Source organism: Pseudomonas sp. CFBP 8758, assembly GCF_014841725.1.
Lineage (GTDB): Bacteria > Pseudomonadota > Gammaproteobacteria > Pseudomonadales > Pseudomonadaceae > Aquipseudomonas > Aquipseudomonas baltica.
The window spans coordinates 223440-250432 of sequence record NZ_JACYUK010000002.1 but is presented as its reverse complement, the minus strand read 5'-3'; the positions used below and the strand labels follow the sequence as shown (position 1 = coordinate 250432).

Sequence of the window (26993 nt, the reverse complement as noted above, 5' to 3'; positions counted from 1 at the left end):
ATTGCATCAATCGGCCTGACGACGCAGGAAGGCCGGGATGTCCAGATAATCCAGGTCATCCTGTGGGTTCAGCTTGGCCGCTGCAGCAGCACCGGCGTGAGCCTGGTTGCGCATCACGGTCGGACGATCCAGGTCGCGGTAGTTCACCGACGGTGCGTCCTGGCGAGCCGGCTGCTGCGACGGTGGCGGCGTCTGCGCTGCGGTCTGCATGGTGTTGTCGATGACCTTCACAGGCTTCTCGATCTTCGCGCCCAGGCCAGTGGCCACGACGGTCACGTGCAGCTCGTCGCGCATGTCCGGGTCGATGACGGTACCCACCTTGACCATCGCGTGGTCGGAGGCGAACGCTTCGATGATGCTACCCACGTCGGAGTATTCACCCAGCGACAGGTCGGGACCTGCGGTGATGTTGACCAGAATGCCGCGAGCGCCCTGCAGGTTGACGTCCTCGAGCAGCGGGTTGCGAATGGCCGCTTCGGTGGCCTCGCGCGCGCGGTTCGGGCCGCTGGCGCAGCCGGTCCCCATCATCGCCATGCCCATTTCGCTCATCACGGTACGCACGTCGGCGAAGTCGACGTTGATCATGCCCGGACGCTTGATGATGTCCGAGATACCGCGAACGGCACCGGCCAGCACGTCGTCGGCCTTGGCGAACGCCGACAGCAGGCTGGCGTCCTTGCCCAGGATGGTCAGCAGCTTCTCGTTGGGGATGGTGATCAACGAGTCGACGCTTTCGGACAGCATGCGAATGCCTTCGTCGGCGATCTGCATGCGCTTGCGGCCTTCGAACGGGAACGGACGGGTCACGACCGCAACGGTCAGGATGCCCATTTCCTTGGCCACTTCGGCGATGATCGGCGCAGCACCGGTACCGGTACCGCCGCCCATGCCGGTGGTGATGAAGACCATGTTGGTGCCTTGCAGCACTTCGGCGATGCGCTCGCGGTCTTCCATCGCGGCCTGACGGCCGACTTCAGGGTTGGCGCCAGCGCCCAGGCCCTTGGTCACACCGGTACCCAGCTGCAGGATGGTGCGCGCGCCGATGTTCTTGAGTGCCTGAGCATCGGTGTTGGCGCAGATGAACTCAACGCCTTCGATGTTGCTCTTGACCATGTGGTTGACGGCGTTGCCGCCGCCGCCGCCGACACCGATAACTTTGATTACCGGGCTTTGCGGGATGTTGTCTACGAGTTCGAACATGTGCCCTCTCCTTTCTCTATTTGTGTGCGCCTACCGCTACTGCCGTTTTGAATCAGAAATTGCCTTGCACCCAACGCTTCAGCCGTTCCAGCACCGGAGCCTTGGTGTCATCGCTGTAATTGCCGCTGTTGCTGATACCTGACAGGTTCAAGCCATCGGACTGTTTCTGCAGGCCATACATCAGCAGGCCCACGCCGGTGGAATAGATCGGGTTGCTGATAACGTCGCTCAGTCCCCGCACGCTATGCGGTACGCCCAGGCGCACCGGCATGTGGAAGATTTCTTCGGCCAGCTCGACCGCGCCTTCCATTTTTGCCGTACCACCGGTCAGCACGATGCCGGCCGGGATGAGGTCTTCGTAGCCGCTGCGACGCAGCTCGGCCTGAATCAGGGTGAACAGCTCGTCGTAGCGTGGCTCGACGACTTCGGCCAGCGCCTGGCGCGACAGCTCGCGCGGAGGACGGTCGCCGACACTGGGCACCTTGATGGTTTCGCCGGCGCCGGCCAACTTGGCCAGGGCGCAGGCGTAACGGATCTTGATTTCTTCGGCGTACTGCGTCGGTGTGCGCAGGGCCATGGCGATGTCGTTGGTGACTTGATCGCCCGCGATGGGAATGACCGCGGTGTGGCGAATGGCGCCTTCGGTGAAGATGGCGATATCGGTGGTGCCGCCGCCGATGTCGACCAGGCAGACACCCAGCTCTTTCTCGTCATCGGTCAGTACCGAGTAGGCCGAGGCCAGCTGCTCGAGAATGATGTCGTCGATTTCCAGGCCGCAGCGGCGCACGCACTTCTCGATGTTCTGCGCCGCGTTGACGGCGCAGGTGACCACATGGACCTTGGCTTCCAGACGCACGCCGGACATGCCCAGAGGCTCGCGCACGCCTTCCTGGTTGTCGATCACGTAGTCCTGCGGCAGGGTGTGCAATACGCGCTGGTCGGCGGGGATCGCCACGGCCTGGGCCGCGTCCAGAACCCGCTCCAGGTCAGCGGTGCTGACCTCGCGGTCGCGAATGGCCACGATACCATGGGAGTTCAGGCTGCGGATGTGGTTACCGGCGACGCCGACGAACGCCGAGTGAATGCGGCAACCGGCCATCAGCTGGGCTTCCTCGACCGCGCGCTGGATCGACGCCACGGTCGACTCGATGTTCACCACCACGCCCTTCTTCAGGCCGCGCGAGGGGTGGGTACCGATCCCGACGATGTCCAGCGTACCGTCGGCTGCCACCTCGCCCACCAGCGCCACCACCTTGGAGGTGCCGATGTCCAGCCCGACGATCATTTTGCCGCTTTGAACGTTTGCCATGGTCCTGCCTCTTGTCAATTCTTCGCGACGGCGGGCTTGTCCGCAGTCGGGGCGCTCGGTTCACGCCAGCCCACGGCCAGGCCGTTGGCATAGCGCAGGTCGATACGCGCGATATTCGTGATCTGGTCTTTGAGTGTCTTGTCGTAAATGGCGATAAAGCGGCGCATTTTTTCCAGCAAGTGGTCACGTCCCAGCAACAGCTCGATGCCCGGGCCGGCGCTTCCTGCGCCTGTGGTGAGAAACCAGCTGCCGCGTTCGGTCAGTTCCAGTCGGGCAACCGAATAGCCCAGTGGACGCAACATCTGACTCAGCACCTGGTATTGCTGCATCACCTGCTGTTGGGCCCGTACCGGGCCGAACAACTGCGGCAAGTGTTCGTAGTTGCCCAGTTCGCGAGGCGCGAACGCCTGGCCCTGGTTGTTGAGCAGCGACTCGTTGCCCCAGCGCGCGACCGGCAGTTGCTCTTCCAGGCGGATCACCACCTGGTCAGGCCAGACCCGACGCACTTCGGCATGGGCGATCCAGGGCATGGTTTCCAGCTCGGTGCGCATGCGGGTCAGGTCGATGCTGAAGAACGTCATGCCGACATAAGGCTGGATGCGCTCCTGCACCGACTGCTGGTTGATGTAGGCCAGGTCGCCTTGTACCGACACCTTGGTGATCGGGCGATCGGCGTAGGGCATCAGGTACTGGGCACCCTCGTAGGTGCCAAAGCCCAGACCCACCAACAGCACCGGCCACATCAGCTTCCTGAAGATGCTGAAATTGGCCTTGGGCAGGCGCACCGACAGTGGCTCCTTGGCCACCATACGGCTGGCGCCACGCGGCACCGGCTTGTTGCGGCCGATGGCGGGTGACTGATGGCGAATCATTGGGCCGTGCATGGTCTTAACCTCGCGCCTTGCAACTGGCGGCCAGAATCGCCAGCACCAACTGCTGGAAATCCAGGCCAGCCGCGTTCGCCGCCATGGGCACCAGGCTGTGATCGGTCATGCCTGGAGCGGTGTTGACTTCCAGCAGCCAGAAACGGCCCTGCTGGTCCTGCATCACATCCACACGCCCCCAACCCTGGATGCCGATGGCATCGCAGGCGCGGGCGCAGAGTTCGGTGAGTTCCTGTTCCTTGGCGGGAGCAAGGCCGCAGGGGATGCGGTACTGGGTATCGTTGGCGACGTACTTGGCGTCGTAGTCGTAGAACGTGTGGGGCGTGCCCAGCGCAATCGCAGGCAGCATCTGGCCACGCAGCGTCGCGACGGTGAACTCGGGGCCGTGGACCCATTGTTCGACCAGCACTTGCGAATCGTAGGTGCTGGCGGCTTTCCAGGCGACGACCAGTTCGTCGACGCTGTTCACCTTGGCCATCCCGATGCTTGAACCTTCATGGGCGGGTTTGACGATCAAAGGGAAGCCCAGTTCCCCAGCGGCAAAAATACAATCCTGCTCGCTGGCCAGCACGGCGTGCGACGGGGTCGGCAGGCCGAGGCTCTGCCACACCTGCTTGGTGCGCAATTTGTCCATCGCCAAGGCGCTGGCAAGGATGCCGCTGCCGGTGTAGGGGATGCCCAAGCACTCGAGCAACCCTTGCATGCTGCCGTCTTCGCCGCCGCGGCCATGGAGGATGATGAACGCACGGTCGATCTTCTCCGCCTGCAGGCGGGCCAGCAGATCGTCGCCAACGTCGATGCCGAACGCGTCTACCCCGGCGCTCTGCAAGGCCTGCAGGCACGCGGCGCCCGACTTCAGCGACACCTCGCGCTCGGCGCTCTTGCCGCCGTAGAGCACGGCCACGCGACCGAAGTCACTGGGCATGATCTGCGAGCGCAGGGTGTTGGAATCCAGAATGTTCATTGCGATTTCTCCGAGGCCTGCGCGAACAGCGGGCTTTTGAGCAACTGCGGGGCAAGCCCGCCGATGTCACCGGCACCCTGGCACAGCAGGATGTCGCCTGCGCGCAGCAGCGGCTTGACCAGTGGCGCCAGCTCGACGCCGCGTTCGATGTAGATAGGGTCCAACTGGCCGCGCTGGCGGATGCTGTGGCACAGCTGACGGCTGTCGGCGCCGGGGATGGGTTCTTCGCCGGCCGGGTAGACCTCCATCAGCAGCAGCACATTGGCGTCGGCAAGCACCTGTACGAAATCGTCGTACAGGTCACGCGTGCGGCTGAAACGGTGCGGCTGATATACCATCACCAGACGTTTATCGGGCCAGCCACCGCGCACGGCACTGATCACTGCCGCCACTTCGCGGGGGTGATGACCGTAGTCGTCGACCAGCATCACGCTGCCGCCTTCGACCGGCAATTCGCCATACACCTGGAAACGTCGACCCACGCCCTGGAAGCCGGAGAGGCCCTGGACGATGGCGCTGTCGCTGATGCCTTCATCGGTGGCAATGGCAATCGTCGCCAGGGCGTTGAGCACGTTGTGGTTGCCCGGCATGTTGACCGACACGTTGAGCGGCTCGCGGTCGCGGCGCAGCACCGTGAAGTGGGTCAGCATGCCCTGCTGGCGCACGTTGATGGCACGCACGTCGGCCTCTTCGCTGATGCCGTAGGTCAAGGTCGGCCGCGCGATCTGCGGGAGGATCTCGCGCACGACCGGGTCATCCAGGCACACCACGGCCAATCCGTAGAACGGCAGGTTGTGCAGGAACTCGACGAAGGTCTTCTTCAGAACGTTGAAGTCGTTGCCGTAGGTCGCCATGTGATCGGCGTCGATGTTGGTGACGACGGCCACCAGCGGCTGCAGGTGCAGGAAGCTGGCGTCCGACTCGTCGGCCTCGGCGATCAGGTAGCGGCTGGTGCCCAACTGGGCATTGGTGCCGGCCGCGTTGAGCCGGCCGCCGATGACGAATGTCGGGTCCAGGCCACCGGCCGCGAACACCGAGGCGATCAGGCTGGTGGTGGTGGTCTTGCCATGGGTGCCGGCCACGGCAATGCCATGCCGGTAGCGCATCAGCTCGGCCAGCATCTCGGCACGCGGCACCACTGGAATCCGCCGCTCCAGCGCGGTGGCGACTTCCGGGTTGCTGGTGTTGACCGCACTCGACACCACCAGCACGTCGGCGCTGGCGGCGTTCTCGGCACGGTGGCCGATGAAAATCTGCGCGCCGAACGACGTCAGTCGCTCGGTCACCGGCGAAGCCTTGAGGTCGGAACCGGACACATCGTAGCCCAGGTTCAACAGCACCTCGGCGATGCCGCACATGCCCACACCACCGATACCGACGAAGTGGATACGACGGATACGGCGCATTTCCGGTTGCGGAATGGCTCTCTGGTTCTCAACCATGGGCCACCTCCAGGCAGACGTCGACCACATTGCGCGTGGCATCGGGTTTGGCCAGGCGGCGGGCAGTGCTCGCCATGCTCAGGAGTTTTTCGGGTTGCATCAAAACCTCTTTCAGGCGCTCGGCAAGCTGTGCCGCGCCGGTTGTCGCTTGTGGCATCAGGAAGGCAGCGCCTTCGCGAGCCAGATAATCGGCATTGCGAGTCTGGTGGTCGTCGATCGCGTGGGGCAACGGCACCAGCAACGACGGCAGGCCGGCGGCCGCCAATTCGCTGATGGTCAACGCACCCGCGCGACACACCACCAGGTCGGCCCAGCCATACGCCTGGGCCATGTCCTTGATGAACGGCGCGACCTGCGCCTCGACACCGGCGGTGCGATAACGCTCGGCGGTGATTTCATCGTGTTGCTTGCCGGCCTGGTGGAACACCTCGGGGCGGTAGTGCGCAGGCACCTGAGCCAGGGCTTCGGGCAGCAGCTTGTTCAGCGGCTCGGCGCCCAGGCTGCCACCCAGTACCAGCAGACGCGGTTGGCGACCGATGAGTGCCTGACGCGGGGTTTCCATGAACAGCTCGGTACGCACCGGGTTGCCGGTGGTACGACGCCTGGCCGAGGCGGCGAAGGTGTCGGGGAAAGCTTCGCAGACCCGACTGGCGAAAGGCACCAATAGGCGATTGGCGGTACCGGCCACGGCATTCTGCTCGTGCACGATCACCGGCACGCCGGCCAGCCGCGCGGCGACGCCACCGGGCCCGGTCAGGTAACCACCGAAGCCGACCACGCACACCGGCTGCAGCCGGGCGATGATGCGGCGCGCCTGGAACACGGCCTTGCAAATGGCGAACGGCGCCTTGAGCAGAGCCAGCCGGCTCTTGCCGCGCACACCGCTGACATCGATCAGGTGCAGTGGCAGGCCATTGGCAGGCACCAGCTCGTTCTCGATCCCGCGCGGCGTGCCTAGCCAGTGCACGCTGAAACCGCGCGCCTGGAATTCCCGTGCGCAGGCCAGCGCCGGGAACACATGGCCCCCGGTACCGCCCGCCATGATCAGCACATTGCCTTTACCGGCCATGGGGCGTCTCCTCGGCGAAATCGCTCTCGCTGAATTCCACCTCTTCGCTGCCCAGGTGCGAACGGCTTTCCCATTCGATGCGCAGCAGCAGCCCCAGACAGGCGCAGCAGATCACCAGCGAACTGCCGCCGTAGCTGAGAAACGGCAAGGTCAGACCCTTGGTCGGCAGCAGGCCGACGTTCACGCCAATGTTGATCAGGAACTGGCCGATCCACAGGAACGACAGCCCATAGGCCACGTACGCGGCGAAATACTGTTTGGCCCGCTCGGCCCAGTAACCGATGTACATGCCGCGGATACAGACGAACACGAACAGGGCCACGGTGCACAGTGAACCGATCACCCCCAGCTCCTCGGCCAGCACCGAGAACACGAAGTCGGTGTGCGCTTCGGGCAGGTAGAACTGCTTCTGCACGCTGTTGCCCAGGCCAACGCCGAACCACTGGCCACGGCCAAAGGCGATCAGTGCCTGGGTCAATTGATAGCCCGAGCCGAACTGGTCGCTCCACGGGTCGGTGAAGGTGATCAGCCGCGCCATGCGGTACGGCTGCGCCTGGACCAGCACGAACACCGCACCGACCGCCAGGGCCACCATCAAGGCGAAGCGGAACAGCCCCACCCCACCAAGGAACAGCATCGCCGCCGCTGCGCCCATCATCACCACCGTGGCGCCGAAGTCCGGCTCCATCAGCAGCAGCCCGGCCATCGGCAACAGCACGAAGAACGGCTTGAAGAAGCCCATCCAGCTGTCGCGGACTTCCTGCTGGCGACGCACCAGATAGCCCGCCAGGAAGATCACCACGAACACCTTGGCGATTTCCGAAGGCTGCACGTTGAACATGCCGAAGCCGATCCAGCGCATCGAACCGTTCACTTCGCGGCCAATGCCGGGCAACAGCACCATCACCAGCAAGCCGAAGGCGGCGATCAGCAGCGTACCGCCCAGGCGCTGCCAGGTGGCGATGGGCACCATCATGGTGACGATGCAGGTACCGATACCGATCACCAGGTAGACCAGGTGCCGGATCATCATCGACAGCGAATTGCCCGAGTTGACCGCAGCTACTTCCGAAGAGGCCGAGGTGATCATCACCAGGCCCAGGCCGAGCAATGCCAGGCAGCCCGCGAGCATGGCGAAGTCGATGTCGATCCCGCGGCCACTGATCAGCGGCGAGGGAAATGGCTTGATGACACCAAAGATCATGACAAGCCCTCCACTGCCTGGGCGAACCGCCGCCCGCGTTCTTCGTAATTCTTGAACATGTCCAGACTCGCGCAGGCCGGTGACAGCAGCACGGCATCGCCGGGCTGCGCCAGTTCGGCACACTGCTGAACCGCTTCCTCGATCGAGGCAACGGTAACTTGTGGAACGCCCGGCCCGGCCAGGGCGGCGATGCGCGGGGCATCGCGGCCCAACAGCACCAGTGCCCGGCAGTGACGCTGGATGGGCTTGCCCAGCGCGGTGAAATCGGCGCCCTTGCCGTCGCCACCGGCGATCAGCACCAACTGGCCGTCGATATCGGCGCCCAGGCCTTCGATGGCGGCAATGGCGGCGCCGACGTTGGTGGCCTTGGAGTCGTCGTACCAGGCCACGCCATCGCGCTCGCGCAGCCACTGGCAACGGTGCGTCAGCCCGGTGAATTCACGCAGGCTGGCCAGCATGGCGTCGAACGGCAGACCTACCGCGTGTCCCAGAGCGAGCGCGGCCAGGGCATTGGCCTGGTTGTGCGCGCCACGCACCTTGAGCGCGCTGACCGGCATCAGGTTCTCGAACTCGTAGGCCAGGTACTTCTGCCCGTCTTCCTCGCGCAGGCCGAAGGCCTTGAAGTCCGGCTTGTTCAAGCCGAAGGTCCAGCACGGCATGCCTTCGCCGATCAGCGGCCGGCTCAGGGCGTCCTGACGATTGAAGACGAACTTGCGCGCGCCACGGAAAATCCTGTGCTTGGCCAGGTGATAGGACGGCAGGCCGCTGTAGCGATCCATGTGGTCTTCACTGACGTTGAGCACTGTAGCCACTTCGGCATTGAGCTGATGGGTGGTTTCCAGCTGGAAGCTCGACAACTCCAGCACGTACAACTCGACGTCGTCAGCGAGCAGATCGAGCGCCGGCTCGCCGAGGTTGCCGCCCACGGCCACGCGCTTGCCAGCCGCAACCGCCATCTCGCCAACCAGGGTGGTCACGGTGCTCTTGGCATTGGAGCCGGTGATCGCCACGATCGGCGCCTTGGCATGCCGGGCGAACAGGTCGATGTCGCCGGACAGGTGCACGCCGCGTGCCGCCGCCTGTTGCAGGGCGGGGGTCGCCAGCGCCAGGCCGGGGCTCACGTAGAGCTCGTCGGCGCGGCACAGGAACTCCACGTCCAGCTCGCCGCAACGCACTTCCACCTGGGGATAGTCACGCTGTAGCGTCGCCAGTTCCGGCGGCGCTGCTCGCGTGTCGGCCACGGCAAACGCCACGCCCTGGCGCGCCAGGAAGCGCACCAGCGACATGCCGCTCTTGCCGAGGCCGACAACGATGCGGAAGTGGGAAGAAGCGATCAGAGACACTCGTTCTACCTCAGCTTCAGGGTGGCAAGGCCGATCAACACCAGAATCACGGTGATGATCCAGAAACGCACGATGACCCGAGGTTCGGGCCAGCCCTTGAGTTCGAAATGGTGATGGATCGGTGCCATGCGGAATACGCGGCGACCGGTCAGCTTGAACGAGGCGACCTGGATCACCACCGACAGCGTCTCGACGACGAAGATGCCGCCCATGATGAACAGGACGATCTCCTGACGCACGATCACCGCGATGGTGCCCAGCGCGGCGCCCAGCGCCAGCGCGCCGACGTCGCCCATGAACACCTGGGCCGGATAGGTGTTGAACCACAGGAAGCCCAGCCCGGCGCCGATCAGCGCGCCGCAGAAGACGATCAACTCACCCGCGCCCGGCACATAGGGAATCAGCAGGTATTCGGCGAACTTAATGTTGCCCGACAGATAGCAGAAAATCCCCAGCGCGCCGCCCACCATCACCGTCGGCAGAATCGCCAGGCCGTCGAGGCCATCGGTGAGGTTGACCGCATTGCTGGAGCCGACGATGACGAAGTAGGTCAGCACGATGAAGCCGGCACCCAATGGGATACTGGCGTCCTTGAGCATCGGGATGATCAGGGTGGTTTCCACCGGGCTGTTCGCGGTCATGAACAGGAACACCGCCGCACCCAGGCCGAACACCGATTGCCAGAAGTATTTCCAGCGGCTGGGCAGGCCGCGCGAGTTTTTCTCGATCACCTTGCGATAGTCGTCCACCCAGCCGATGCCACCGAACAACAGGGTGACGACCAGTACGACCCAGACGTAGCGATTGGACAGGTCGGCCCATAGCAGCGTGCTGATGGCGATGGCCGACAGAATGAGGGCGCCGCCCATGGTCGGCGTGCCGGATTTGGACAGGTGCGATTGTGGGCCATCGTTGCGCACCGCTTGGCCAATCTGACGAATCTGCAGGGTGCGGATCATCCAGGGGCCCAACCAGAGGGCCAGCGACAGCGCGGTCAGTACGCCCAGAATCCCGCGAAGGGTCAGGTACTGAAAGACCGCGAAGCCTTTGTAGAACTGTTGCAGAAATTCCGCCAGCAGCAGCAGCATCAGTGTTTCTCCCCGCCAGGACCGCACAGTGCCGCCACGATGTTTTCCATCGCCGCGCTGCGTGATCCCTTGATCAAAATAGTGGTAGTGGAACCCTGCTCGGCGCCCAGCGCCGCAATCAGGTCTGCCTGGTTGGCGAAGTGTCGGCCCTGAGCACCGAACGCAGCGACTGCGTGGCTCATCAATGGGCCCACCGCGTACAGCGCGTCGATTCTGCCGACCGCGTATTCACCGACCTGGCGATGGCCCGCTTCGGCCCAGGCGCCCAGTTCGCCGATATCGCCGAGAACCAGGACGGTACGCCCGGAAAAGCCGGCGAGTATATCGATTGCCGCACACATCGAGGTGGGGTTGGCGTTGTAGGTGTCGTCGATCACCCGCGCACCGTTGACCGCGAGCTGCGCCACGGTGCGGCCCTTGACCGGCTGCACCGCGTTGAGGCCTGCCTGGATGCCGGCCAGCGTCACACCCAGGGCATGGGCCGCGGCAGCGGCTGCCAGGGCATTGAGCACGTTGTGGGTACCGAGCAGGTTGAGCTGGACTGGCACCTCGCCGTCAGGGCCATGCAGGGTGAAGGACGGGCAGCCGCGCGCATCGCTGTGACGGGCGCTGGAATGAAAGTCAGCCTTGGCGTTGTCCAGCGAGAAGGTCAGCACGGCATGCTGGCCGGCACGCGCCTGCCAGATTGCAAAAGCCTTGTCGTCGAGATTGAGAACGGCCGTACCGCCCTCGCCCAGGCCTTCGAGAATCTCGCCCTTGGCTTCGACGATCTTTTCCGGGCCGCCGAATTCGCCGACGTGAGCGGTGCCCGCATTGGTGATCAGTGCTACCTGTGGACGCGTGAGGCCCACGGTGTAGGCGATTTCGCCCAGGCGCGACGCGCCCAGCTCGATCACCGCTGCCGTGTGCTGTGGCGCCAGCTCGAGCAGCGTCAGCGGCGCGCCCAGGTCATTGTTCAGGTTGCCACGGGTGGCCAGCACCGCACCTTGTGTACGCAGGATGCTGGCGAGCATTTCCTTGACCGTGGTCTTGCCGCTGGAGCCGGTGATGGCCGCCACCGGATGGCTGAACGCAGCGCGGTTCAGCGCACCGAGCTGACCCAGCGCCAGGCGCGTATCGGCCACCACCAGCTGGGGCAGCGTCGTGCCAGCAACTTCGCGTTGCACCAACGCGGCTACTGCTCCCTTGGCAGCCACCTCGTCGAGATAGTCATGGCCATCGAAGCGAGGACCGGCCAGCGCGACGAACAGATCGCCGGCAACGATGGCACGGCTGTCTATGCTGACGCCGTCGAAGCGCGCATCACCGCCACGCACGCGGCCTTGCAAGGCGTCGGCCAACTGGCTGAGGGTCATGGCGTCAAGCATCGACGGTCCCCCATGCGGCCAGGGCCTGTTCGGCCTGCTGCAGGTCGGAGAACGGCTGACGCTCACCATTGATCTCTTGATAGTCTTCGTGCCCCTTGCCGGCCAACACGATCACGTCATCGACCGAGGCAGCGCCTATCAGTTGGGCGATGGCCGCGCCACGGCCAGCCACGAACGTTGCGTTGGCGGCACTGGAGAAGCCGGCGCGAATGTCGTCGAAGATGCGCAGCGGATCTTCGCTGCGAGGGTTGTCGTCGGTCACCAGCACACGGTCGGCGAGACGCTCGGCCACCTCGGCCATCAATGGACGCTTGCCGCTGTCGCGATCACCGCCGCAGCCGAACAGGCACAGCAACCGGCCCTTGGCATGGGGGCGCAAGGCTTGCAGCACCTGGTCCAGAGCATCGGGCGTATGGGCATAGTCGACCACCACCAGCGGCTTGCTTGCGCCGCCCAGGCGCTGCATGCGGCCAACAGGGCCTTCGACGTTGCGCATGACCTTGAGGATGTCGTCAAGCGGATAGGCCATGCCCATCAGCACCCCTACCGCCGCCAGTACGTTGCTCAAGTTGAAGCGCCCGAGCAGGCGGCTGCTCAGGCTGTATTCGCCGTGCGCGGTGACCAGGGTGGCGCGTACGCCGTGGTCGTCGAAGCGGGTGTCACGGCAGAACAGCGTCGCGGCGCTGTCGGCGAGGCTGTAGGTGATCAAGCGTGAGTCCTGTTCCTGCTCGGCCAACTGCCGACCGAATTCGTCGTCCAGATTGAGCACGCGGCACTTGAGCCCCGGCCAGGCGAACAGCCGCGCCTTGGCCGCTGCATAGGCCTGCATGCTGCCGTGGTAGTCCAGATGGTCGCGAGACAGGTTGCTCAGCACCGCGATGTCGAAATCCAGCGCGGCCACGCGGCCTTGATCGAGCGCGTGCGACGACACTTCCATGGCCACGGCATGAGCGCCGCCCTTTTTCAGGTCATACAAGGTGGACTGCACGGCGATCGGGTCGGGGGTCGTCAGTCGGCCGCTCTGCAGGGCGCCGTAGAAACCGGTGCCCAGGGTGCCGATCAGGCCGCAGTGCTCGCCCAGCGCATCGAGTGCCTGGGCGACCAGTTGGGTGATGCTGGTCTTGCCGTTGGTACCGGTCACGCCGACCAGATTGACCAGGCGACTCGGCTCGCCGTAGAAACGCCCGGCAATGCTCGACAGCTGCGCGATCAAGCCTTTCACGGGAATCAGTGGTACATCGGTGAGCGGCAGCACGGTGCTGCCATCCACTTCGTAGGCCACGGCGGCGGCACCCAGCTTGAGGGCGTCGGCGATGTGCGCGCGGCCATCGACCTTGCTTCCAGGCACGGCCAGGAACAGGTCGCCGGGGCGAACGTTGCGGCTGTCCAGGGTCAACTCGCGAATCAGCGGATCGCGGCTGGCTTCGGGAAAAAGCTTGCTCAGGGGCATGGTCATCAGCCGCGCCCTCCTTTTATCAATGGAGTCGCCGGTGCGGCGTTCACCTGCTGCTGTGGCACAGGCGGTGGCAGGTTGTCGGGCTGCACGTTCATCAGGCGCAACGTGCCGGACATTACCTTGCTGAACACTGGCGCGCTGACCAGACCACCGTAATAGCCACCCTTGCTGGGTTCGTCGATCACCACCACGATGGCGTAGCGCGGGTCGCTCATCGGACCGAAGCCTGCGAACAGCGAGCGATAGGCGTTCTCGGTATACCCACGCGAGCCGATGGTGGCCTTGCGCGCGGTACCCGACTTGCCCGCCACGTGATACGAAGGCACCCGTGCGCGATACACGCCGCGGGTGTCTTCGATGACTTGCTGAAGCATGCCCTGCACGGTCTTGGCGACCTTCTCGGGAATGACCTGCGCCGCGGTCGGCGGCTGGTCGCTCTTGAGAATGGTCAGCGGCACGATGCGGCCGTTGTTGGCGATCGCCGCATAGGCGTGCACCAGCTGCAGCGCCGTCACCGACAGGCCGTAGCCGTAGGACAGCGTCGCGGTCTCGGCCTTGCGCCATTCGCGATGGTTGGGCAGGTTGCCGACGCGCTCGCCCGGGAAGCCAAGGCCGGTGTACTGGCCCAGGCCAACCGCCGACATCACCCGGTAGATGCTTTCACCGCCAATGTCGAAGGCGACCTTGCTCATGCCCACGTTACTGGAGTTGATCAGGATGCCGGTCAGGTCGAGCACCGGGCCTTCGGTCTTGGTCACGTCCTTGATGGTGTAGCGGCCGATCTGCAAGGTACCGGGGTAGACGTCCACCTTGTCGGTGGGTTTCCAGCGGCCGGTTTCCAGCGCTGCACTCATCGAGATCGGCTTCATGGTCGAACCCGGTTCGAATACGTCGATGATCGCCCGGTTGCGCATCGCCGCCGGCAACATGGTGCGGCGATTGTTGGGGTTGTAGGTAGGCTGGTTGACCATGGCCAGCACTTCGCCGGTCTTCACGTCCATGATGACCATGCTGCCGGCCTTGGCTTCGTTCTCGTTGATGGCGTTGCGCAGTTCGCGGCTGGCCAGGTATTGCAGGCGCAGGTCAATGGACAATGCCAAGGTCTTTCCGGCCTTGGCATTCTTGGTCACCTGGACGTCCTTGATCAGCCGGCCGCGCCGATCCTTGATGACCTGACGCTTGCCGGGCACGCCGGCCAGCCACTCGTCATAGGCCAGCTCGACGCCTTCTCGGCCGTGATCGTCGAGGTCGGTGAAACCGACCATGTGCGCAGTGACATCGCCGGCCGGATAGAACCGGCGGAATTCCTCGATGCCGTAGACACCCGGGGTTTTCAGGTCGAGCACCGAGGCGCCTTGTTCAGGCGTCAGGCCACGTACCAGGTAGATGAATTCCTTGCTCGCCTGCGCCTCGAGACGGGCGGCCAAAGCCTTGGGCTCCTGCCCAAGCGCGCGCGCCAGTTCGGGCCACTTGTCCTTGGACAGCTGCATTTCCTTGGGATTGGCCCACAGGGTGGTCACCGGCGTGCTCACGGCCAGAGGCTCGCCGTTGCGGTCGGTGATCAAACCACGGTGCGCAGGAATGGGGATGTGGCGCATGCTGCGCGCATCGCCCTGACCGATCAGGAAGTCACGGTTGATGACCTGCAGGTAGACGATCTGCGCAACGATACCGGCGACCAGCAGCAACAGCAGGCCGACCATCAGGCGGAACCGCCACGGGAACAAGGCCCCGTCGAGCTTCATCATGGCGACACCATGCGAATTTCAGCGGCATCCGGGATGCGCATTTTCAGTTGTTCGGCGGCCAGGGTTTCGATACGGCTGTGCGCGGTCCAGGTGCTTTGCTCCAGGATCAGGCGCCCCCACTCGGCCTGCGCCTTGTCGCGATCGCTGAGCTCGCCGTACAGCGTATTGAGCAACTGCCGATTGATGTGCGCACTGTAGGAAACGCCGATGGCCGAAACCAGCACGGCGATGAACAGCAGCAGCATGAGAAAACTGCCGCCTGGCAGCGGCTTGTTGAGGAGCTTGCTCATCGCAGCTTCTCCGCGACACGCATGACGGCGCTGCGCGAACGCGGGTTGGCCCTGAGCTCGGTTTCGGAGGCGAATTGCGCCTTGCCGTGCAGCTTGGCTTTGGGTACGAAGGCTTCGAAACGCACCGGCAGGTTGCGCGGCAGGTTGTCGGCTTCGCCCTTGGTCAGTTTGCGCATGAACAGTTTGACGATGCGGTCTTCCAGGGAATGAAAGCTGATAACCACCAGACGGCCGCCGATTTCCAGCGCATCGAGGGCAGCCTCGAGGCCTGCCTCGAGGTCGGCCAGTTCATTGTTGACGTGAATGCGCAGGCCCTGGAAGGCGCGGGTTGCCGGGTTCTTGCCCTTCTCCCACGCCGGATTGGCAACCTTGAGCACCTCGGCCAGGTCGGCGGTGCGCTCGAACGGCTGCACTTCGCGACGCTGCACCACCGCACGCGCCATGCGCCGGGCGAAGCGCTCCTCGCCGTACTCCTTGAAGACGCGGACGATTTCTTCCTCGGCAGCGGTTGCGATGAACTGGGCCGCGCTCATGCCGCGCGAAGGGTCCATGCGCATGTCCAGCGGGCCGTCATGCAGGAAGCTGAAGCCGCGCTCGGCATCGTCGAGCTGTGGCGATGAAACACCCAGGTCGAGGAGGATGCCGCTGACCTTGCCATGCATGCCGCGCTCGCGCACTTCGGCGCCAAGTTCGGCAAAGCTGCGCTGTACAATGACAAAGCGGCCGTCTTCGGCCGCCAGCGCTTGCCCGGTGGCAATCGCTTGAGGGTCCTTGTCGAACCCCAACAGGCGGCCGTCGGGCCCCAGGTGGCGCAGGATCAGGCGGCTATGGCCGCCACGGCCGAAGGTGCCGTCCAGATAGCAACCATCGTCGCGCACGGCCAGAGCCTCGACGGCCTCGTCGAGCAGCACGGTGATGTGGTTGAAGCCGCTATCAATAGTCACAAGATCAAATCACGCAATTCTTCGGGCATGGCGCCCGGTTGTTGTATAGCTGCAAGGTCTGCCGCACTGACGGCATTCCACGCACCCTCGTCCCACAATTGAAACTTGTTCAGCTGGCCAACCAGCATCGCGTGCTTGTCCAGCCGGGCGTACTCGCGCAGGCGTGGAGGCACCAGGAAACGTCCGCTGCCGTCGAGCTCGAGGTCGACGGCATTGCCGATCAGCAGGCGCTGCAGGCGCCGGTTGCTTTCCACCAGCGATGGCAGGGCGCGAAGCTTGGCCTCGATGAGTTCCCATTCATCCAGCGGGTAGACACACAGGCAGGGGTCGATGGTATCGACCGTGATGATCAGCTGGCCGGCGCATTTGGAATCCAACTCGTCACGATACCGACTCGGCATTGCGAGCCGTCCCTTGGCATCGAGGTTGATCGGATTTGCTCCACGAAACACGTCGCGCTTCCCCTGAACTCAGACTTTTACACTCGAAAAACCCACTTTTCGCCACTTCCCGCCACTCGCGCACACTATAGGAACCCCCCCACCACACCGTCAAGGCGCGTCTGTAGGGAAAAGCCTTATAGATCGGAGATTTAGAACGCAAAATGAAGGGAAGACGGTATTTGAGACGCGTCGGGGAGGAACAAAGCCGTTTGAGTTCAAGCATCTGCGTCTTGAACTTAAAGTAGAGTCTCAAGACTAAGATTTTTTCGACATTACCAAAGGGGGTTTGGTAGCCGTTTTTTTCTGCGAAACAGCGCAAGGGACAGCGAAGGGACGCGAAGGTAAAAGGTGGAGAGTCGATCTGTAAGCCGGGTTTTGTCGAGGACAGTCATTCCTCTACGATGGCCATCGCTGGACACCTCTAGCAACCTACCCGGTTCCAACGCGGGCCGCGCCATATGGAACCCTATTTGGTCTTGCTCCGAGTGGGGTTTACCTAGCCACGAACTGTTGCCAGACGTGCGGTGCGCTCTTACCGCACCTTTTCACCCTTACCGGCGCTTGCGCGCTTAGGCGGTTATTTTCTGTGGCACTTTCCGTAGGCTCGCGCCTCCCAGGCATTACCTGGCACTCTGCCCTATGGAGCCCGGACTTTCCTCCCCCCGCTCTGCCCAGCAACCTGGGTTGCGGAACAAAAACAGGCAGCGACTGTCCGATCGACTCTCCGGCGCGCAGGTTAACGACATGCACCGGCCAGGACAAGCTTTTATCGCTCCGATCGACCTGGAGCCGAACCAATCTCACGCCTTCTGCTTTTCCAGGGCCACCTGGTAGAGCAGATTCTTGCGCACGCCGGTGATCTCGGCCGCCACCGCGGCAGCGCGCTTGAGCGGCATCTCTGCCAGCAGCAGGTCCAGAATACGCATGACTTCGGTGCTGACGGCCTCATCGCTGACCGGCGCAGTCCATCCCGCCACCAGTACCACGCACTCGCCGCGCTGCTGATTGCTGTCGGCTTCCACGAATGCACGCAACTCGGACAGCGGCAGGCCTTTGAGGGTTTCAAAGGTTTTCGTCAATTCGCGCGCCAGCAGCGCAGAACGTTCACCGCCGAAGACTTTCTCCATGTCCTGCAGGCATTCGAGTATGCGATGCGGCGCCTCGTAGAAGATCAAGGTGCGCGGTTCTTCCCTGACCTGCTCCAGGCGCGCACAGCGACCGGCGGTCTTGGCCGGCAGGAAACCTTCGAAGATGAAACGGTCCGACGGCAGGCCAGCGGCCGACAGCGCCGCGATCAAGGCACAGGGACCGGGGACCGGCACTACCTGCACGCCCGCCGCACGCGCCTGACGCACCAGGTGATAACCGGGGTCGGAGATCAGCGGTGTACCCGCATCGGAAATCAGCGCGATGTCATCACCCGCCAGCAGCCGCTGGATGAAACGGCTGCCTTCGTCCCGCTCGTTGTGCTCGTGACAGGCCGCCAGCGGCGTATTCAACCCGAAGTGCTGCATCAGACGCACCGAATGGCGGGTATCCTCGGCCGCGATCAACGCTACTTCGCCCAGGATCTTCAACGCGCGCGCGCTCATGTCGTCCAGATTGCCGATGGGCGTAGCCACTACATAAAGTGTGCCTGAGGTGGAATTAGAAGCGCTTGAAGCAGTCACAGCACACACCTTGTCGTTCGGCCAAACCCGCATTGTACAGGCTCCAGGCCAGCCAGTGCTCGCCCAGCGATCCGGCACGGCCGACGTGAAACATTTGCTTGTCCTATATAAGGACAGGCTTGCCATCCTCGTCGCACCCCGGCCGATGCTTGGGTACACTTGCCCGTCTATTGATCGAGTAAATCAGGAAGATATCCATGACAGCCTGCCTGCGGCTTCTATCTGCCCTATGCCTCGCCGCCTTGCTGGCCGCGTGCGCCAGTTCGCCTTCATCCAATCTCGGTGAGCTGCCGCGCACGCCGGACGCGACCGTCGAGCAGCTGCTCGAACGCGCCACCGCCAGCAAGTCGCCGGAAGAAGCGGCAGCCTTGCGCTTGAGCGCGGCAGACCAGGCCGCTCGCCAGGGCGATCCAACCCGCGCCGCGCAGATCCTGCAGCAAGTGCGAATCGAACTGCTCAAGCCAGGCCTGCAGATATTGGCCAGCACCCTGGGCGCAGAGCTCGCACTGACCCGCAACGATGCCAAGGCCGCGCTTGCCGCCCTCGATCATCCGAGCCTGCAGCGCCTGGGCGAGCTGCCCGCAGACCAGCAGGTACGCGCGCATCTGGTGCGCGCCCGGGCCCTGGAAGCCGACGGGCAGATCCTGGCTGCGGCGCGCGAGCGCGTATTCGTGGCACCCCTGCTCAGTGGCGAGGTCGCCGGCCAGAATCACGAAGCCATCTGGGCACTGGTGGGTTCGCTGCCGGTGGAGCAGTTGCAAAACCAGGGCACCGACGACTTCGCCGGCTGGCTGAGCCTGGCCCTGGCCGTCAAATCGGCAGGCACCCTGGAACAGCAGCAGGCCGCCATCGATACCTGGGTGGCCCAGCACGCGGCTCACCCTGCCGCCAGACAGCTGCCTACCCCCTTGGTCAAACTCAAGGCCCTGGCCAGCCAGCCGCTGACCCGAATCGCCCTGCTGCTGCCACAGGAAGGCCAGTTGGCAGGCGTGGCCCGCGCCTTGCGCGAAGGCTTCATGGCGGCGTACTACCAAGCCCAGCAAGCCGGGCAGAAGCCGCCGGTCATCGACGTGATCGACAGCTCGCGCCTCAGCTCGCTCGACGACTTCTACCGCCAGGCGCAGGCGCAAGGCGTGCAACTGGTAATCGGCCCGCTGGAGAAACCTCTGGTCAAGCAACTGGCGGCACGCACCCAGCTGCCCCTGCCAACCCTGGCATTGAACTACAGCGACAACAACCAGCTCGGTCCACCCCAGCTGTTCCAATTCGGCCTGGCCGCCGAAGACGAAGCGCGCGAAGTGTCCCGTCGCGCACGTGCCGACGGCTTGCACAGCGCTGCGGCAATGATCCCCAAGGGTGAGTGGGGCGACCGTGTGCTCAATGCCTTCCGCCAGGACTGGGAAGCCAACGGCGGCACGCTGGTTGCAGCCGAACGCGTCGACCAGCCGGTCCAACTGGCCCAACAGATCGCCGACATGCTCAACGTGCGCAACGCCGGCAGCGGCCTGCAGAGCAGCACCGGGACACAGGGATCGCGTCGCCAGGACATCGACTTCATCTTCCTCGCCGCCACACCGCAGCAGGCCCAGCAGATCAAGCCGACCTTGAACTTCCAGTACGCCGGCGACCTGCCGGTCTATGCCACTTCGCACGTGTTCAGCGCCAGCGGCGATCAGGCCCAGTACAACGACATGACCGGCATCCGCTTCTGCGAGACGCCGTGGTTGCTCGACACCAGCAATCCGTTGCGCCAGCAGGTTACCCGCCAGTGGCCGCAGGCCAACGGCAGCATAGGCCGACTGTATGCCATGGGCGTCGACGCCTACACCCTGGCCGCACGCCTGGGCCAGCTCAAGGCCCTGCCCGACAGCCGCATCGAAGGCCTGTCCGGCAACCTTGGCATGAGCGCCAGCCAACGCATCGAGCGCCAATTGCCGTGGGCGCAGTTCGCCGGTGGCCAGGTCCAGCGCCTGCCCAACACCACGCCGTAATGTCGCTGAGCCCCCGCCAGCAGGCGGGTCGCGAGGCCGAGCAGCAAGCCCTGGAGCACTTGTGCGCACAGGGCTTGACGCTGCTGGCGCAGAACTGGCTGTGCAAACGAGGCGAGCTTGATCTGGTCATGCTAGATGGCGATACAGTAGTATTCGTCGAGGTCCGCTATCGCCTGCATGCACAATGGGGTGGAGCGTTGGCCAGTATCGACGCCCGCAAACGCCAAAAGCTGGTGCTGGCCGCGCAATATTTCCTCATCAAGGAAGCGCGCTGGGCCCAGCATCCATGCCGTTTCGACGTGATCGCCCTGGAAGGCACCGGCACTCGGGCCACGCGCCTGAACTGGATCCGCAATGCCTTCGACAGCTGACACTCGACACCCTTGCCACCGGTTTTTGCTCTTTGCTTTGCGGGCTGCACATTCTTGTGCCGGGAACCACCGCCGCGTTGCGGTCTTGCCCGACCAGCCGCCCTACTTAAGGTCACCTTGATGGACATGCAATCCCGAATTCGCCAGCTTTTCCAGGCCAGTATCGATACCAAGCAACAGGCGATGGAAGTCCTTGCACCGTACATCGAACAAGCCAGCCAGGTCATGGTGGGTGCCTTGCTCAGCGATGGCAAGATGCTTTCCTGCGGCAATGGCGGCTCGGCCGGCGATGCCCAGCACTTCTCGTCCGAACTGCTCAACCGCTTCGAACGCGAACGCCCCAGCCTGCCTGCGATCGCCCTGACCACCGACAGCTCGACGATTACCTCGATCGCCAACGACTACAGCTTCAACGAGGTATTCTCCAAGCAGATCCGCGCGCTGGGCCAGCCGGGCGACGTGTTGCTGGCCATCTCCACCAGCGGCAACTCGGCCAACATCATCCAGGCGATCCAGGCCGCCCACGACCGCGACATGGTCGTGGTGGCTCTGACCGGCCGCGACGGGGGCGGCATGGCCTCCCTGTTGTTGCCCGAAGACGTCGAGATCCGCGTGCCGGCCAACGTCACGGCACGCATCCAGGAAGTTCACCTGCTGGCGATCCATTGTCTCTGCGACTTGATCGACAGCCAACTGTTCGGGAGTGAAGAATGAAGCGTAACCGCCTTGCCCTAGTGGCCCTGAGCCTGGCCTTGAGCGTAACCGGCTGCAGCTCGGTCCTGACCGCCACCCGCGACAACCCGATCGACGATGATCGCGGTACCCGCACCCTGGGCAGCAAGATCGACGATTCGCTGATCGAAACCAAGGTATCGGTGAACATTGCCAAGGCCAACATCGACCTGGACAAGAACTCCCATGTCGTCGTGACCAGCTACAACGGTGTGGTCCTGCTCGCCGGGCAGACGCCGCGCGCCGACCTCAAGGCCCTGGCCGAGCAGGCCGCCAGCGAAGTGCAGCGAGTCAAGAAGGTCCACAACGAGATCCAGGTGCTGGCGCCTTCCTCGTTGCTGGCGCGCAACAACGACGCCTGGCTGACCACCAAGATCAAGACCCAGATGCTGGCCGACAGCGCCATCCCCGGTTCGCGCATCAAAGTCGTGACCGAGAACGGCATCGTTTACCTGCTGGGCCTGCTGACCCAGGCCGAGGCCACCCGCGCCACCAACCTGGTGCAAGGCGTCTCCGGTGTGCAGAAGATCGTCAAGCTGTTCGAGTACATCGACTGACCACAGCCGCTCACCACCATGAAAAAAGGCGATCCTTGCGGATCGCCTTTTTTCATTTCACCACTTTCAGACTCGGCCGCCCGGTTGGGCGCGGCGGCGGGTTGCCTGGCGGTGGAACGTCGTCATCGGATTCGACGATGTCTTCGAACTCGGCTTCTTCCTCGTCCAGCTCGGGCGACTCCAGGTCGAAGACCATGCCTTGGCCATTCTCCCGGGCGTAGATACCGAGGATGGCACCCGAAGGCACGAACAGCGTGTGCGACACACCACCGAAGCGACCGTCGAAGCTGACCGCCTCGTTGTCCATGTGCAGGTTGCGCACAGCGCTGGGTGACACGTTCAGCACGATCTGGCCATCGCTGGCGAAACCTTGCGGCACCTGGACCGAGGGATACTCGGCATTGACCAGCATGTGCGGGGTGCAGTCATTGTCAACGATCCACTCGTATAGCGCGCGGATCAAATAGGGACGACTGGAGTTCATCAACGGCTCCTCAAAACCTAGCGCATTTCACGTTCAGCCGCGGACAGGCTGGCCTTGAAGGCCTCCCGCGCGAACTGACGTTCCATATAGTCGAGCAGCGGCTTGGCAGGCCGCGGCAGTTCGATACCCATGATCGGCAAGCGCCAGAGTATCGGCAGTAGACAGCAGTCGACCAGACTTTGCTCATCGCTGAGAAAGCAGGGCTTGTCGGCGAACAAGGCCGAAACACCGGTCAGGCTTTCGCGCAATTCCTTGCGCGCCTGCACGCGGGCGGCTTCCTTGCTGCGCGGGTCCAGAATCAGGTCCGCCAGGCCGCACCAGTCGCGCTGGATACGATGGATCAGCAACCGGCTGTTGGCACGTGCCACCGGGTACACCGGCAGCAGTGGCGGATGCGGATAGCGTTCGTCGAGGTATTCCATCACCACGGTCGATTCGAACAGGGCCAGATCGCGATCGACCAGTGTCGGCGTGCTGCCGTAGGGGTTCACTTCGATCAGCCTGGGTGGCAGGCGACCGCCCTCCACGTTGATGATCTCTGCGCTGACGCCTTTCTCGGCGAGAACGATACGCACCCGATGAGAATAGTGGTCGGCGGGGTCGGAGTAACAGGCCAACCGATTGGTCACGCCCATGGCGGTCCTCCTCGCGAATGTATGAATGCAAAAACGAGCGCCACCGGCAGGGGGCGCAAGCAAGCCGCGCAGTTTACCGCACTTTCAACGCACGTCCTTCCAGTATTCGCGTTTCAGCAAGTAAGCAAGGATGATCAGCAGCGCCAGGTACAGCAGCACGTACACACCGATCTGCCGGCTCTGTGCCTCTGCCGGATCGGCCGAGTACGCCAGGAAGGCCACCAGATTTCGTACCTTGGCGTCGAATTGCTGCGCATCGAGGCTGCCGGTACCAGGTATCACCCGCAGCTGCGTACACGGCTGGCCCGTGGGTTCGGGGCAGTCGAGCACCTGGCGGCCCTGCAGGCTTTCCAGCACGTTGGGCATGCCGACGTTGGGGTAGACGACATTGTTCACACCCCAGGGGCGCTGGGGGTCGGCGTGAAAGCCGAGCAGGTAGGCGTGCAGCCAGTCCGTGCCGCGCACACGAGCCACCAAGGTCAGGTCGGGCACCTCGGCGCCGAACCAGGCTTTGGCATCGGCCGGCTGCAGGCGCGTCTGCATGTGATCGGCAATGGCTGCGCCGGCTGGGGCCAAGGTCTGCAGCATTTGCTCATAGGGTATGCCCAGGTCGTCGGCCACTGTCTGGTAACGCTGAAACCTGGCCCCGTGGCAGCCCATGCAATAGCCGACGAAGGTGCTTGCACCGTCTCGCAAGGCCGCCTTGTCGGTCACCTCGATCGCCACCGGGCGCACCAGCGGCGCCACCGGGTCCGCCCAGGCCCGCGGCAGGGCCAGCAACAGCAAGACGGCAATCATGAATTTCATCGGCGAGGGATCCGATCGGGTACCGCCCGGGTGATCTCCCGCCGCGTGTACAGCGGCATGGCCAGGAAATAGCCGAAGTACAGCACCACGCCCCCCCGCGCTATCCAGGTGGTGATGACCGTGGCCGGTTGCATGCCGACGTAGCCCAGCGTCACGAACGCCACGCAGAACAGCGCCAGCGCCGCGCGACTGAACCAGCCTTTGTAGCGCATCGACTTGACCGGGCTGCGGTCCAGCCATGGCAGCACGAACAGGATGGCAATCGCGAAAGCCATGGCCAGCACCCCCATGAGCTTGTCGGGAACGGCGCGCAAGATGGCGTAGAACGGGGTGAAGTACCAGACCGGCGCGATATGTTCGGGCGTCTTGAGCACGTTGGCAGGCTCGAAGTTGGCCGGCTCCAGGAAATAGCCGCCCATCTGCGGAAAGAAGAACACCACGGCGCTGAACACAAAGAGAAAGATCGCCACCCCGAGCAGGTCCTTGACCGTGTAGTACGGATGGAAGGCAATGCCATCCAGCGGCTTGCCGTCGGCATCCCGAAGCTGCTTGATATCGATGCCGTCGGGGTTGTTCGAGCCTACTTCGTGCAACGCGAGAATGTGCAGCATCACCAGCCCCACGATCAGCAGCGGCAATGCCACCACGTGCAGCGCGAAGAAACGGTTCAAGGTGATACCCGAAACCAGATAGTCACCGCGGATCCACTGAGCCAGGTCAGCGCCCACGATCGGAATCGCTCCGAACAGGGAAATGATCACCTGCGCGCCCCAATACGACATCTGCCCCCACGGCAGCAGGTAGCCCATGAACGCTTCCGCCATCAGCAGCAGGTAGAGCGACATGCCGAAGACCCACACCAGCTCGCGCGGCTTTTGATAGGAGCCATACAGCAGCCCGCGGAACATGTGCAGGTAGATCACGATGAAAAATGCCGACGCACCGGTCGAATGCAGGTAGCGCAGGAGCCAGCCATATTCGACGTCGCGCATGATGTATTCGATGGAGGCGAAGGCGCCTTCGGCGGTGGCTGTGTAGTTCATGGTCAACCAGATGCCGGTAAGCAACTGGTTGAGCAGCATCAACAGGGCGAGCGAGCCGAAGATATAGAAAAAATTCAGGTTCTTGGGGACGTAGTAACGGCTCAGATGATCACGCCATACCCTGCCCACCGGCAGACGCGCCTCGATCCACTGCAGCAGGCCACGCATCAGGCGCCCTCCCCGTCGACACCCAGCACCAGTACCTCGGCACTTTCGTAGTGATGCGCGGGCACGGCCAGGTTCAACGGCGCGGGCTGTGCCTTGAAGACCCGTCCGGCAAGATCGTAGTGCGAGCCGTGACACGGGCAGAAATACCCGCCCTGCCAGTCCGTCCCGAGGTCGGCGGCGGCGACCTCGGGACGAAAGGTCGGCGAGCACCCCAGGTGCGTACAGATACCCACCACCACCAGCACTTCGGGCTTGATGGCTCGCAGGGCTGGGTCGACATAGCCTGGCTGATCGGAATCGCGTGATTGGGGATCGGCCAGATGCTCGGTGTTCTGGGCCAGGCGTTCGAGGATCTGCGGCGTGCGTCGGCAGATGAACACGGGTTGGCCGCGCCACTGGACAACCATCTGCTGCCCCGGCTCGATCTTGGCGATGTTCACCTTCACCGGCGCGGCTGCTGCGCGGGCTTTCGCACTGGGCTGCCATGACGCCACGAAGGGCACTGCTGCAGCCACTGCGCCGGCAGCGCCTACCAGCGTCGTGGTGCCGACCAGAAAGCGTCGGCGACCCTGGTCGATGTCACACGCGCCGCCCTGCTCATCTGCCATCATTTACCTTAGCCTGCTGCAACAGGCGTGTGCATTGTCTTGCGCGCAGTGTACCAGCGCCTCCCAAGGATTGACGGGCGAAAAAAAACCCGGCTCGCGAGAACCGGGTTTTTTCTGGAACGAAGACGCGAATTAACGCTTCGAGTACTGCGGACGCTTACGCGCTTTACGCAGACCGACTTTCTTACGTTCAACTTCACGAGCATCGCGAGTCACGAAGCCTGCTTTACGCAGGGCCGGACGCAGTGCTTCGTCGTAGTCCATCAGTGCACGAGTGATACCGTGACGGATCGCACCGGCCTGACCGCTGACACCACCACCGATAACGGTGACGTAGATGTCGAACTTCTCGGTGTTCTCGGTCAGCTCCAGCGGTTGACGAACTACCATGCGGGCAGTTTCGCGACCGAAGAAGGTTTCCAGAGTGCGATTGTTGATGGAGATCTTACCGGTGCCCGGACGCAGGAAAACGCGAGCGGTTGCGGTCTTGCGACGGCCAGTGCCGTAATTTTGAGTCGCCGACATAATGAACTATTCCGTTAAAACTTCAGTTCTTGGGGCTGCTGAGCAGTATGAGGGTGAGCAGCGCCCGCATAGACTTTCAGCTTACGGTACATGTCGCGACCCAGCGGGTTCTTGGGCAGCATGCCCTTGACCGCGGTCTCGAGCACGCGCTCAGGCGCCTTGGCGATCAGCTTTTCAAAGTTGATCGACTTGATACCGCCCGGGAAACCGGAGTGGGAGTAGTAGATCTTGTCAGTGGTCTTGGCACCAGTGACACGCACCTGCTCGGCGTTGATGACGACGATGTAGTCGCCGGTGTCAACGTGAGGAGTGTACTCAGGCTTGTGCTTGCCACGCAGACGGCTCGCGATTTCTGTAGCCAGACGACCCAGGGTCTGACCAGCAGCATCAACGACGAACCAGTCGCGCTTTACTGTTTCCGGTTTAGCAGTAAAAGTTTTCATTCTTTATAGCCTCAGGGGCCGCCCAGCAAAAAGAGACGGCGGATCTTACTGAATAGTGCTTACTTTGACAAGTCAAAGGCAGCCGGGCACGGGACACTTTTGGGGGGCTCGGGTCTTCGCGTCACATACACGGCAAAATTCTTCCGGGAGGCGGGGCATCACTTCCACTTCGCAGAGAGGGGCCGAATTATCCAGATTGCGAAAAAAA

27 protein-coding genes and 1 other RNA gene are annotated in these 26993 nt (G+C 63.5%); 4 read left to right on the top strand and 24 right to left on the bottom strand.

Translation table 11 applies throughout. The features are described from left to right. Positions 1–6: 6 nt before the first annotated feature. From ftsZ to rsmI, 17 genes are all read right to left on the bottom strand, one after another. Positions 7–1200, bottom strand: a complete 1194-nt coding sequence (gene ftsZ / locus IFT75_RS04970) for a cell division protein FtsZ (protein WP_049860625.1) — start codon at positions 1198–1200, stop codon at positions 7–9. 52 nt (positions 1201–1252) lie between these two features. After that, a complete protein-coding gene (ftsA, locus tag IFT75_RS04965) occupies positions 1253–2509 on the bottom strand; it encodes a cell division protein FtsA (protein ID WP_122479461.1) in 1257 nt (418 codons plus the stop codon). Positions 2510–2523: 14 nt separating this feature from the next. Continuing rightward, positions 2524–3393, bottom strand: a complete 870-nt coding sequence (locus IFT75_RS04960; RefSeq protein ID WP_122479462.1) for a cell division protein FtsQ/DivIB — start codon at positions 3391–3393, stop codon at positions 2524–2526. 4 nt (positions 3394–3397) lie between these two features. Beyond that, positions 3398–4357, bottom strand: coding sequence for a D-alanine--D-alanine ligase (locus IFT75_RS04955; RefSeq protein ID WP_192053610.1), 960 nt, complete (start codon positions 4355–4357; stop codon positions 3398–3400). Continuing rightward, on the bottom strand, positions 4354–5799 hold the full coding sequence (gene murC, locus IFT75_RS04950) for a UDP-N-acetylmuramate--L-alanine ligase (RefSeq protein WP_122713415.1): 1446 nt from the start codon (positions 5797–5799) through the stop codon (positions 4354–4356). Before murC ends, IFT75_RS04955 begins: the two co-directional genes overlap by 4 nt. Next, the gene (gene murG / locus IFT75_RS04945; RefSeq protein WP_192053609.1) at positions 5792–6868 is read right to left on the bottom strand and encodes an undecaprenyldiphospho-muramoylpentapeptide beta-N-acetylglucosaminyltransferase; all 1077 of its coding nucleotides are present in this window, start codon (positions 6866–6868) and stop codon (positions 5792–5794) included. Before murG ends, murC begins: the two co-directional genes overlap by 8 nt. Next, the gene (gene ftsW, locus IFT75_RS04940; RefSeq protein ID WP_122479466.1) at positions 6858–8072 is read right to left on the bottom strand and encodes a putative lipid II flippase FtsW; all 1215 of its coding nucleotides are present in this window, start codon (positions 8070–8072) and stop codon (positions 6858–6860) included. The genes murG and ftsW overlap by 11 nt, the downstream gene beginning before the upstream one ends. Then, positions 8069–9415, bottom strand: coding sequence for a UDP-N-acetylmuramoyl-L-alanine--D-glutamate ligase (gene murD / locus IFT75_RS04935; protein WP_192053607.1), 1347 nt, complete (start codon positions 9413–9415; stop codon positions 8069–8071). The genes ftsW and murD overlap by 4 nt, the downstream gene beginning before the upstream one ends. A 5-nt stretch (positions 9416–9420) precedes the next feature. Then, positions 9421–10503: a phospho-N-acetylmuramoyl-pentapeptide-transferase gene (mraY, locus tag IFT75_RS04930; RefSeq protein WP_122479468.1), complete on the bottom strand. Its 1083-nt coding sequence runs from the start codon at positions 10501–10503 to the stop codon at positions 9421–9423. After that, positions 10503–11870 (bottom strand): UDP-N-acetylmuramoyl-tripeptide--D-alanyl-D-alanine ligase, encoded by a 1368-nt coding sequence (locus tag IFT75_RS04925; RefSeq protein ID WP_192053605.1) that lies wholly within the window; start codon positions 11868–11870, stop codon positions 10503–10505. Before IFT75_RS04925 ends, mraY begins: the two co-directional genes overlap by 1 nt. Then, positions 11863–13326, bottom strand: a complete 1464-nt coding sequence (locus IFT75_RS04920; RefSeq protein WP_122479470.1) for a UDP-N-acetylmuramoyl-L-alanyl-D-glutamate--2,6-diaminopimelate ligase — start codon at positions 13324–13326, stop codon at positions 11863–11865. The genes IFT75_RS04925 and IFT75_RS04920 overlap by 8 nt, the downstream gene beginning before the upstream one ends. Continuing rightward, a complete protein-coding gene (locus IFT75_RS04915; protein WP_163007622.1) occupies positions 13326–15071 on the bottom strand; it encodes a peptidoglycan D,D-transpeptidase FtsI family protein in 1746 nt (581 codons plus the stop codon). Before IFT75_RS04915 ends, IFT75_RS04920 begins: the two co-directional genes overlap by 1 nt. After that, positions 15071–15364, bottom strand: a complete 294-nt coding sequence (gene ftsL / locus IFT75_RS04910; protein ID WP_122479472.1) for a cell division protein FtsL — start codon at positions 15362–15364, stop codon at positions 15071–15073. The genes IFT75_RS04915 and ftsL overlap by 1 nt, the downstream gene beginning before the upstream one ends. Continuing rightward, on the bottom strand, positions 15361–16308 hold the full coding sequence (gene rsmH / locus IFT75_RS04905) for a 16S rRNA (cytosine(1402)-N(4))-methyltransferase RsmH (RefSeq protein ID WP_446731054.1): 948 nt from the start codon (positions 16306–16308) through the stop codon (positions 15361–15363). The genes ftsL and rsmH overlap by 4 nt, the downstream gene beginning before the upstream one ends. Continuing rightward, entirely contained in the window at positions 16305–16760 is a 456-nt protein-coding gene (gene mraZ / locus IFT75_RS04900; protein ID WP_122479473.1) for a division/cell wall cluster transcriptional repressor MraZ, read from the bottom strand. The genes rsmH and mraZ overlap by 4 nt, the downstream gene beginning before the upstream one ends. A 339-nt stretch (positions 16761–17099) precedes the next feature. Then, positions 17100–17475: RNase P RNA component class A (rnpB, locus tag IFT75_RS04895), an RNA gene on the bottom strand. Between the two features lie 76 nt (positions 17476–17551). Continuing rightward, complete coding sequence (rsmI, locus tag IFT75_RS04890; protein ID WP_192053603.1) at positions 17552–18454, bottom strand: 16S rRNA (cytidine(1402)-2'-O)-methyltransferase; 903 nt, start codon at positions 18452–18454, stop codon at positions 17552–17554. A gap of 164 nt (positions 18455–18618) precedes the next feature. On the opposite strand from rsmI, the gene IFT75_RS04885 reads away from it, so the two are divergent. The 4 genes from IFT75_RS04885 (at position 18619) to IFT75_RS04870 (ending at position 22072) form a co-directional block, all read left to right on the top strand. Then, complete coding sequence (locus tag IFT75_RS04885) at positions 18619–20412, top strand: penicillin-binding protein activator (protein WP_192053602.1); 1794 nt, start codon at positions 18619–18621, stop codon at positions 20410–20412. Beyond that, on the top strand, positions 20412–20783 hold the full coding sequence (locus IFT75_RS04880) for a YraN family protein (protein WP_122479476.1): 372 nt from the start codon (positions 20412–20414) through the stop codon (positions 20781–20783). Before IFT75_RS04885 ends, IFT75_RS04880 begins: the two co-directional genes overlap by 1 nt. Positions 20784–20903: 120 nt before the next feature. Continuing rightward, positions 20904–21497, top strand: a complete 594-nt coding sequence (locus IFT75_RS04875; RefSeq protein ID WP_122479477.1) for a phosphoheptose isomerase — start codon at positions 20904–20906, stop codon at positions 21495–21497. Beyond that, positions 21494–22072, top strand: coding sequence for a BON domain-containing protein (locus IFT75_RS04870; RefSeq protein ID WP_122479478.1), 579 nt, complete (start codon positions 21494–21496; stop codon positions 22070–22072). The genes IFT75_RS04875 and IFT75_RS04870 overlap by 4 nt, the downstream gene beginning before the upstream one ends. A 52-nt stretch (positions 22073–22124) precedes the next feature. Here IFT75_RS04870 and IFT75_RS04865 read toward each other — a convergent pair whose 3' ends face one another. The 7 genes from IFT75_RS04865 to rplM all read right to left on the bottom strand — a co-directional run bounded on the left by IFT75_RS04865 (position 22125) and on the right by rplM (position 26785). Continuing rightward, positions 22125–22556, bottom strand: a complete 432-nt coding sequence (locus IFT75_RS04865) for a ClpXP protease specificity-enhancing factor (RefSeq protein ID WP_122479479.1) — start codon at positions 22554–22556, stop codon at positions 22125–22127. A gap of 17 nt (positions 22557–22573) precedes the next feature. Beyond that, the gene (locus IFT75_RS04860; RefSeq protein ID WP_049860608.1) at positions 22574–23191 is read right to left on the bottom strand and encodes a glutathione S-transferase N-terminal domain-containing protein; all 618 of its coding nucleotides are present in this window, start codon (positions 23189–23191) and stop codon (positions 22574–22576) included. Positions 23192–23275: 84 nt separating this feature from the next. Continuing rightward, entirely contained in the window at positions 23276–23998 is a 723-nt protein-coding gene (locus tag IFT75_RS04855) for a cytochrome c1 (protein WP_192053600.1), read from the bottom strand. Then, entirely contained in the window at positions 23995–25209 is a 1215-nt protein-coding gene (locus IFT75_RS04850) for a cytochrome b (RefSeq protein ID WP_244652701.1), read from the bottom strand. Before IFT75_RS04850 ends, IFT75_RS04855 begins: the two co-directional genes overlap by 4 nt. Continuing rightward, the gene (petA, locus tag IFT75_RS04845; protein WP_122479732.1) at positions 25209–25817 is read right to left on the bottom strand and encodes a ubiquinol-cytochrome c reductase iron-sulfur subunit; all 609 of its coding nucleotides are present in this window, start codon (positions 25815–25817) and stop codon (positions 25209–25211) included. Before petA ends, IFT75_RS04850 begins: the two co-directional genes overlap by 1 nt. A 132-nt stretch (positions 25818–25949) precedes the next feature. Beyond that, positions 25950–26342, bottom strand: a complete 393-nt coding sequence (gene rpsI / locus IFT75_RS04840; RefSeq protein ID WP_122479481.1) for a 30S ribosomal protein S9 — start codon at positions 26340–26342, stop codon at positions 25950–25952. A gap of 14 nt (positions 26343–26356) precedes the next feature. Continuing rightward, positions 26357–26785, bottom strand: coding sequence for a 50S ribosomal protein L13 (rplM, locus tag IFT75_RS04835; protein ID WP_043186791.1), 429 nt, complete (start codon positions 26783–26785; stop codon positions 26357–26359). Between the last annotated feature and the right edge of the window lie 208 nt (positions 26786–26993).

Excerpts from the sequence above, each read along its gene's own strand:
- ftsZ (WP_049860625.1), bottom strand. The coding sequence starts at position 1,200 with ATGTTCGAACTCGTAGACAACATCCCGCAAAGCCCGGTAATCAAAGTT.
- ftsA (WP_122479461.1), bottom strand. The coding sequence starts at position 2,509 with ATGGCAAACGTTCAAAGCGGCAAAATGATCGTCGGGCTGGACATCGGC.
- IFT75_RS04960 (WP_122479462.1), bottom strand. The coding sequence starts at position 3,393 with ATGCACGGCCCAATGATTCGCCATCAGTCACCCGCCATCGGCCGCAAC.
- IFT75_RS04955 (WP_192053610.1), bottom strand. The coding sequence starts at position 4,357 with ATGAACATTCTGGATTCCAACACCCTGCGCTCGCAGATCATGCCCAGT.
- murC (WP_122713415.1), bottom strand. The coding sequence starts at position 5,799 with ATGGTTGAGAACCAGAGAGCCATTCCGCAACCGGAAATGCGCCGTATC.
- murG (WP_192053609.1), bottom strand. The coding sequence starts at position 6,868 with ATGGCCGGTAAAGGCAATGTGCTGATCATGGCGGGCGGTACCGGGGGC.
- ftsW (WP_122479466.1), bottom strand. The coding sequence starts at position 8,072 with ATGATCTTTGGTGTCATCAAGCCATTTCCCTCGCCGCTGATCAGTGGC.
- mraY (WP_122479468.1), bottom strand. The coding sequence starts at position 10,503 with ATGCTGCTGCTGCTGGCGGAATTTCTGCAACAGTTCTACAAAGGCTTC.
- IFT75_RS04925 (WP_192053605.1), bottom strand. The coding sequence starts at position 11,870 with ATGCTTGACGCCATGACCCTCAGCCAGTTGGCCGACGCCTTGCAAGGC.
- IFT75_RS04920 (WP_122479470.1), bottom strand. The coding sequence starts at position 13,326 with ATGACCATGCCCCTGAGCAAGCTTTTTCCCGAAGCCAGCCGCGATCCG.
- IFT75_RS04915 (WP_163007622.1), bottom strand. The coding sequence starts at position 15,071 with ATGAAGCTCGACGGGGCCTTGTTCCCGTGGCGGTTCCGCCTGATGGTC.
- ftsL (WP_122479472.1), bottom strand. The coding sequence starts at position 15,364 with ATGAGCAAGCTCCTCAACAAGCCGCTGCCAGGCGGCAGTTTTCTCATG.
- rsmI (WP_192053603.1), bottom strand. The coding sequence starts at position 18,454 with ATGCGGGTTTGGCCGAACGACAAGGTGTGTGCTGTGACTGCTTCAAGC.
- IFT75_RS04885 (WP_192053602.1), top strand. The coding sequence starts at position 18,619 with ATGACAGCCTGCCTGCGGCTTCTATCTGCCCTATGCCTCGCCGCCTTG.
- IFT75_RS04880 (WP_122479476.1), top strand. The coding sequence starts at position 20,412 with ATGTCGCTGAGCCCCCGCCAGCAGGCGGGTCGCGAGGCCGAGCAGCAA.
- IFT75_RS04875 (WP_122479477.1), top strand. The coding sequence starts at position 20,904 with ATGGACATGCAATCCCGAATTCGCCAGCTTTTCCAGGCCAGTATCGAT.
- IFT75_RS04870 (WP_122479478.1), top strand. The coding sequence starts at position 21,494 with ATGAAGCGTAACCGCCTTGCCCTAGTGGCCCTGAGCCTGGCCTTGAGC.
- IFT75_RS04865 (WP_122479479.1), bottom strand. The coding sequence starts at position 22,556 with ATGAACTCCAGTCGTCCCTATTTGATCCGCGCGCTATACGAGTGGATC.
- IFT75_RS04860 (WP_049860608.1), bottom strand. The coding sequence starts at position 23,191 with ATGGGCGTGACCAATCGGTTGGCCTGTTACTCCGACCCCGCCGACCAC.
- IFT75_RS04855 (WP_192053600.1), bottom strand. The coding sequence starts at position 23,998 with ATGAAATTCATGATTGCCGTCTTGCTGTTGCTGGCCCTGCCGCGGGCC.
- IFT75_RS04850 (WP_244652701.1), bottom strand. The coding sequence starts at position 25,209 with ATGCGTGGCCTGCTGCAGTGGATCGAGGCGCGTCTGCCGGTGGGCAGG.
- petA (WP_122479732.1), bottom strand. The coding sequence starts at position 25,817 with ATGGCAGATGAGCAGGGCGGCGCGTGTGACATCGACCAGGGTCGCCGA.
- rpsI (WP_122479481.1), bottom strand. The coding sequence starts at position 26,342 with ATGTCGGCGACTCAAAATTACGGCACTGGCCGTCGCAAGACCGCAACC.
- rplM (WP_043186791.1), bottom strand. The coding sequence starts at position 26,785 with ATGAAAACTTTTACTGCTAAACCGGAAACAGTAAAGCGCGACTGGTTC.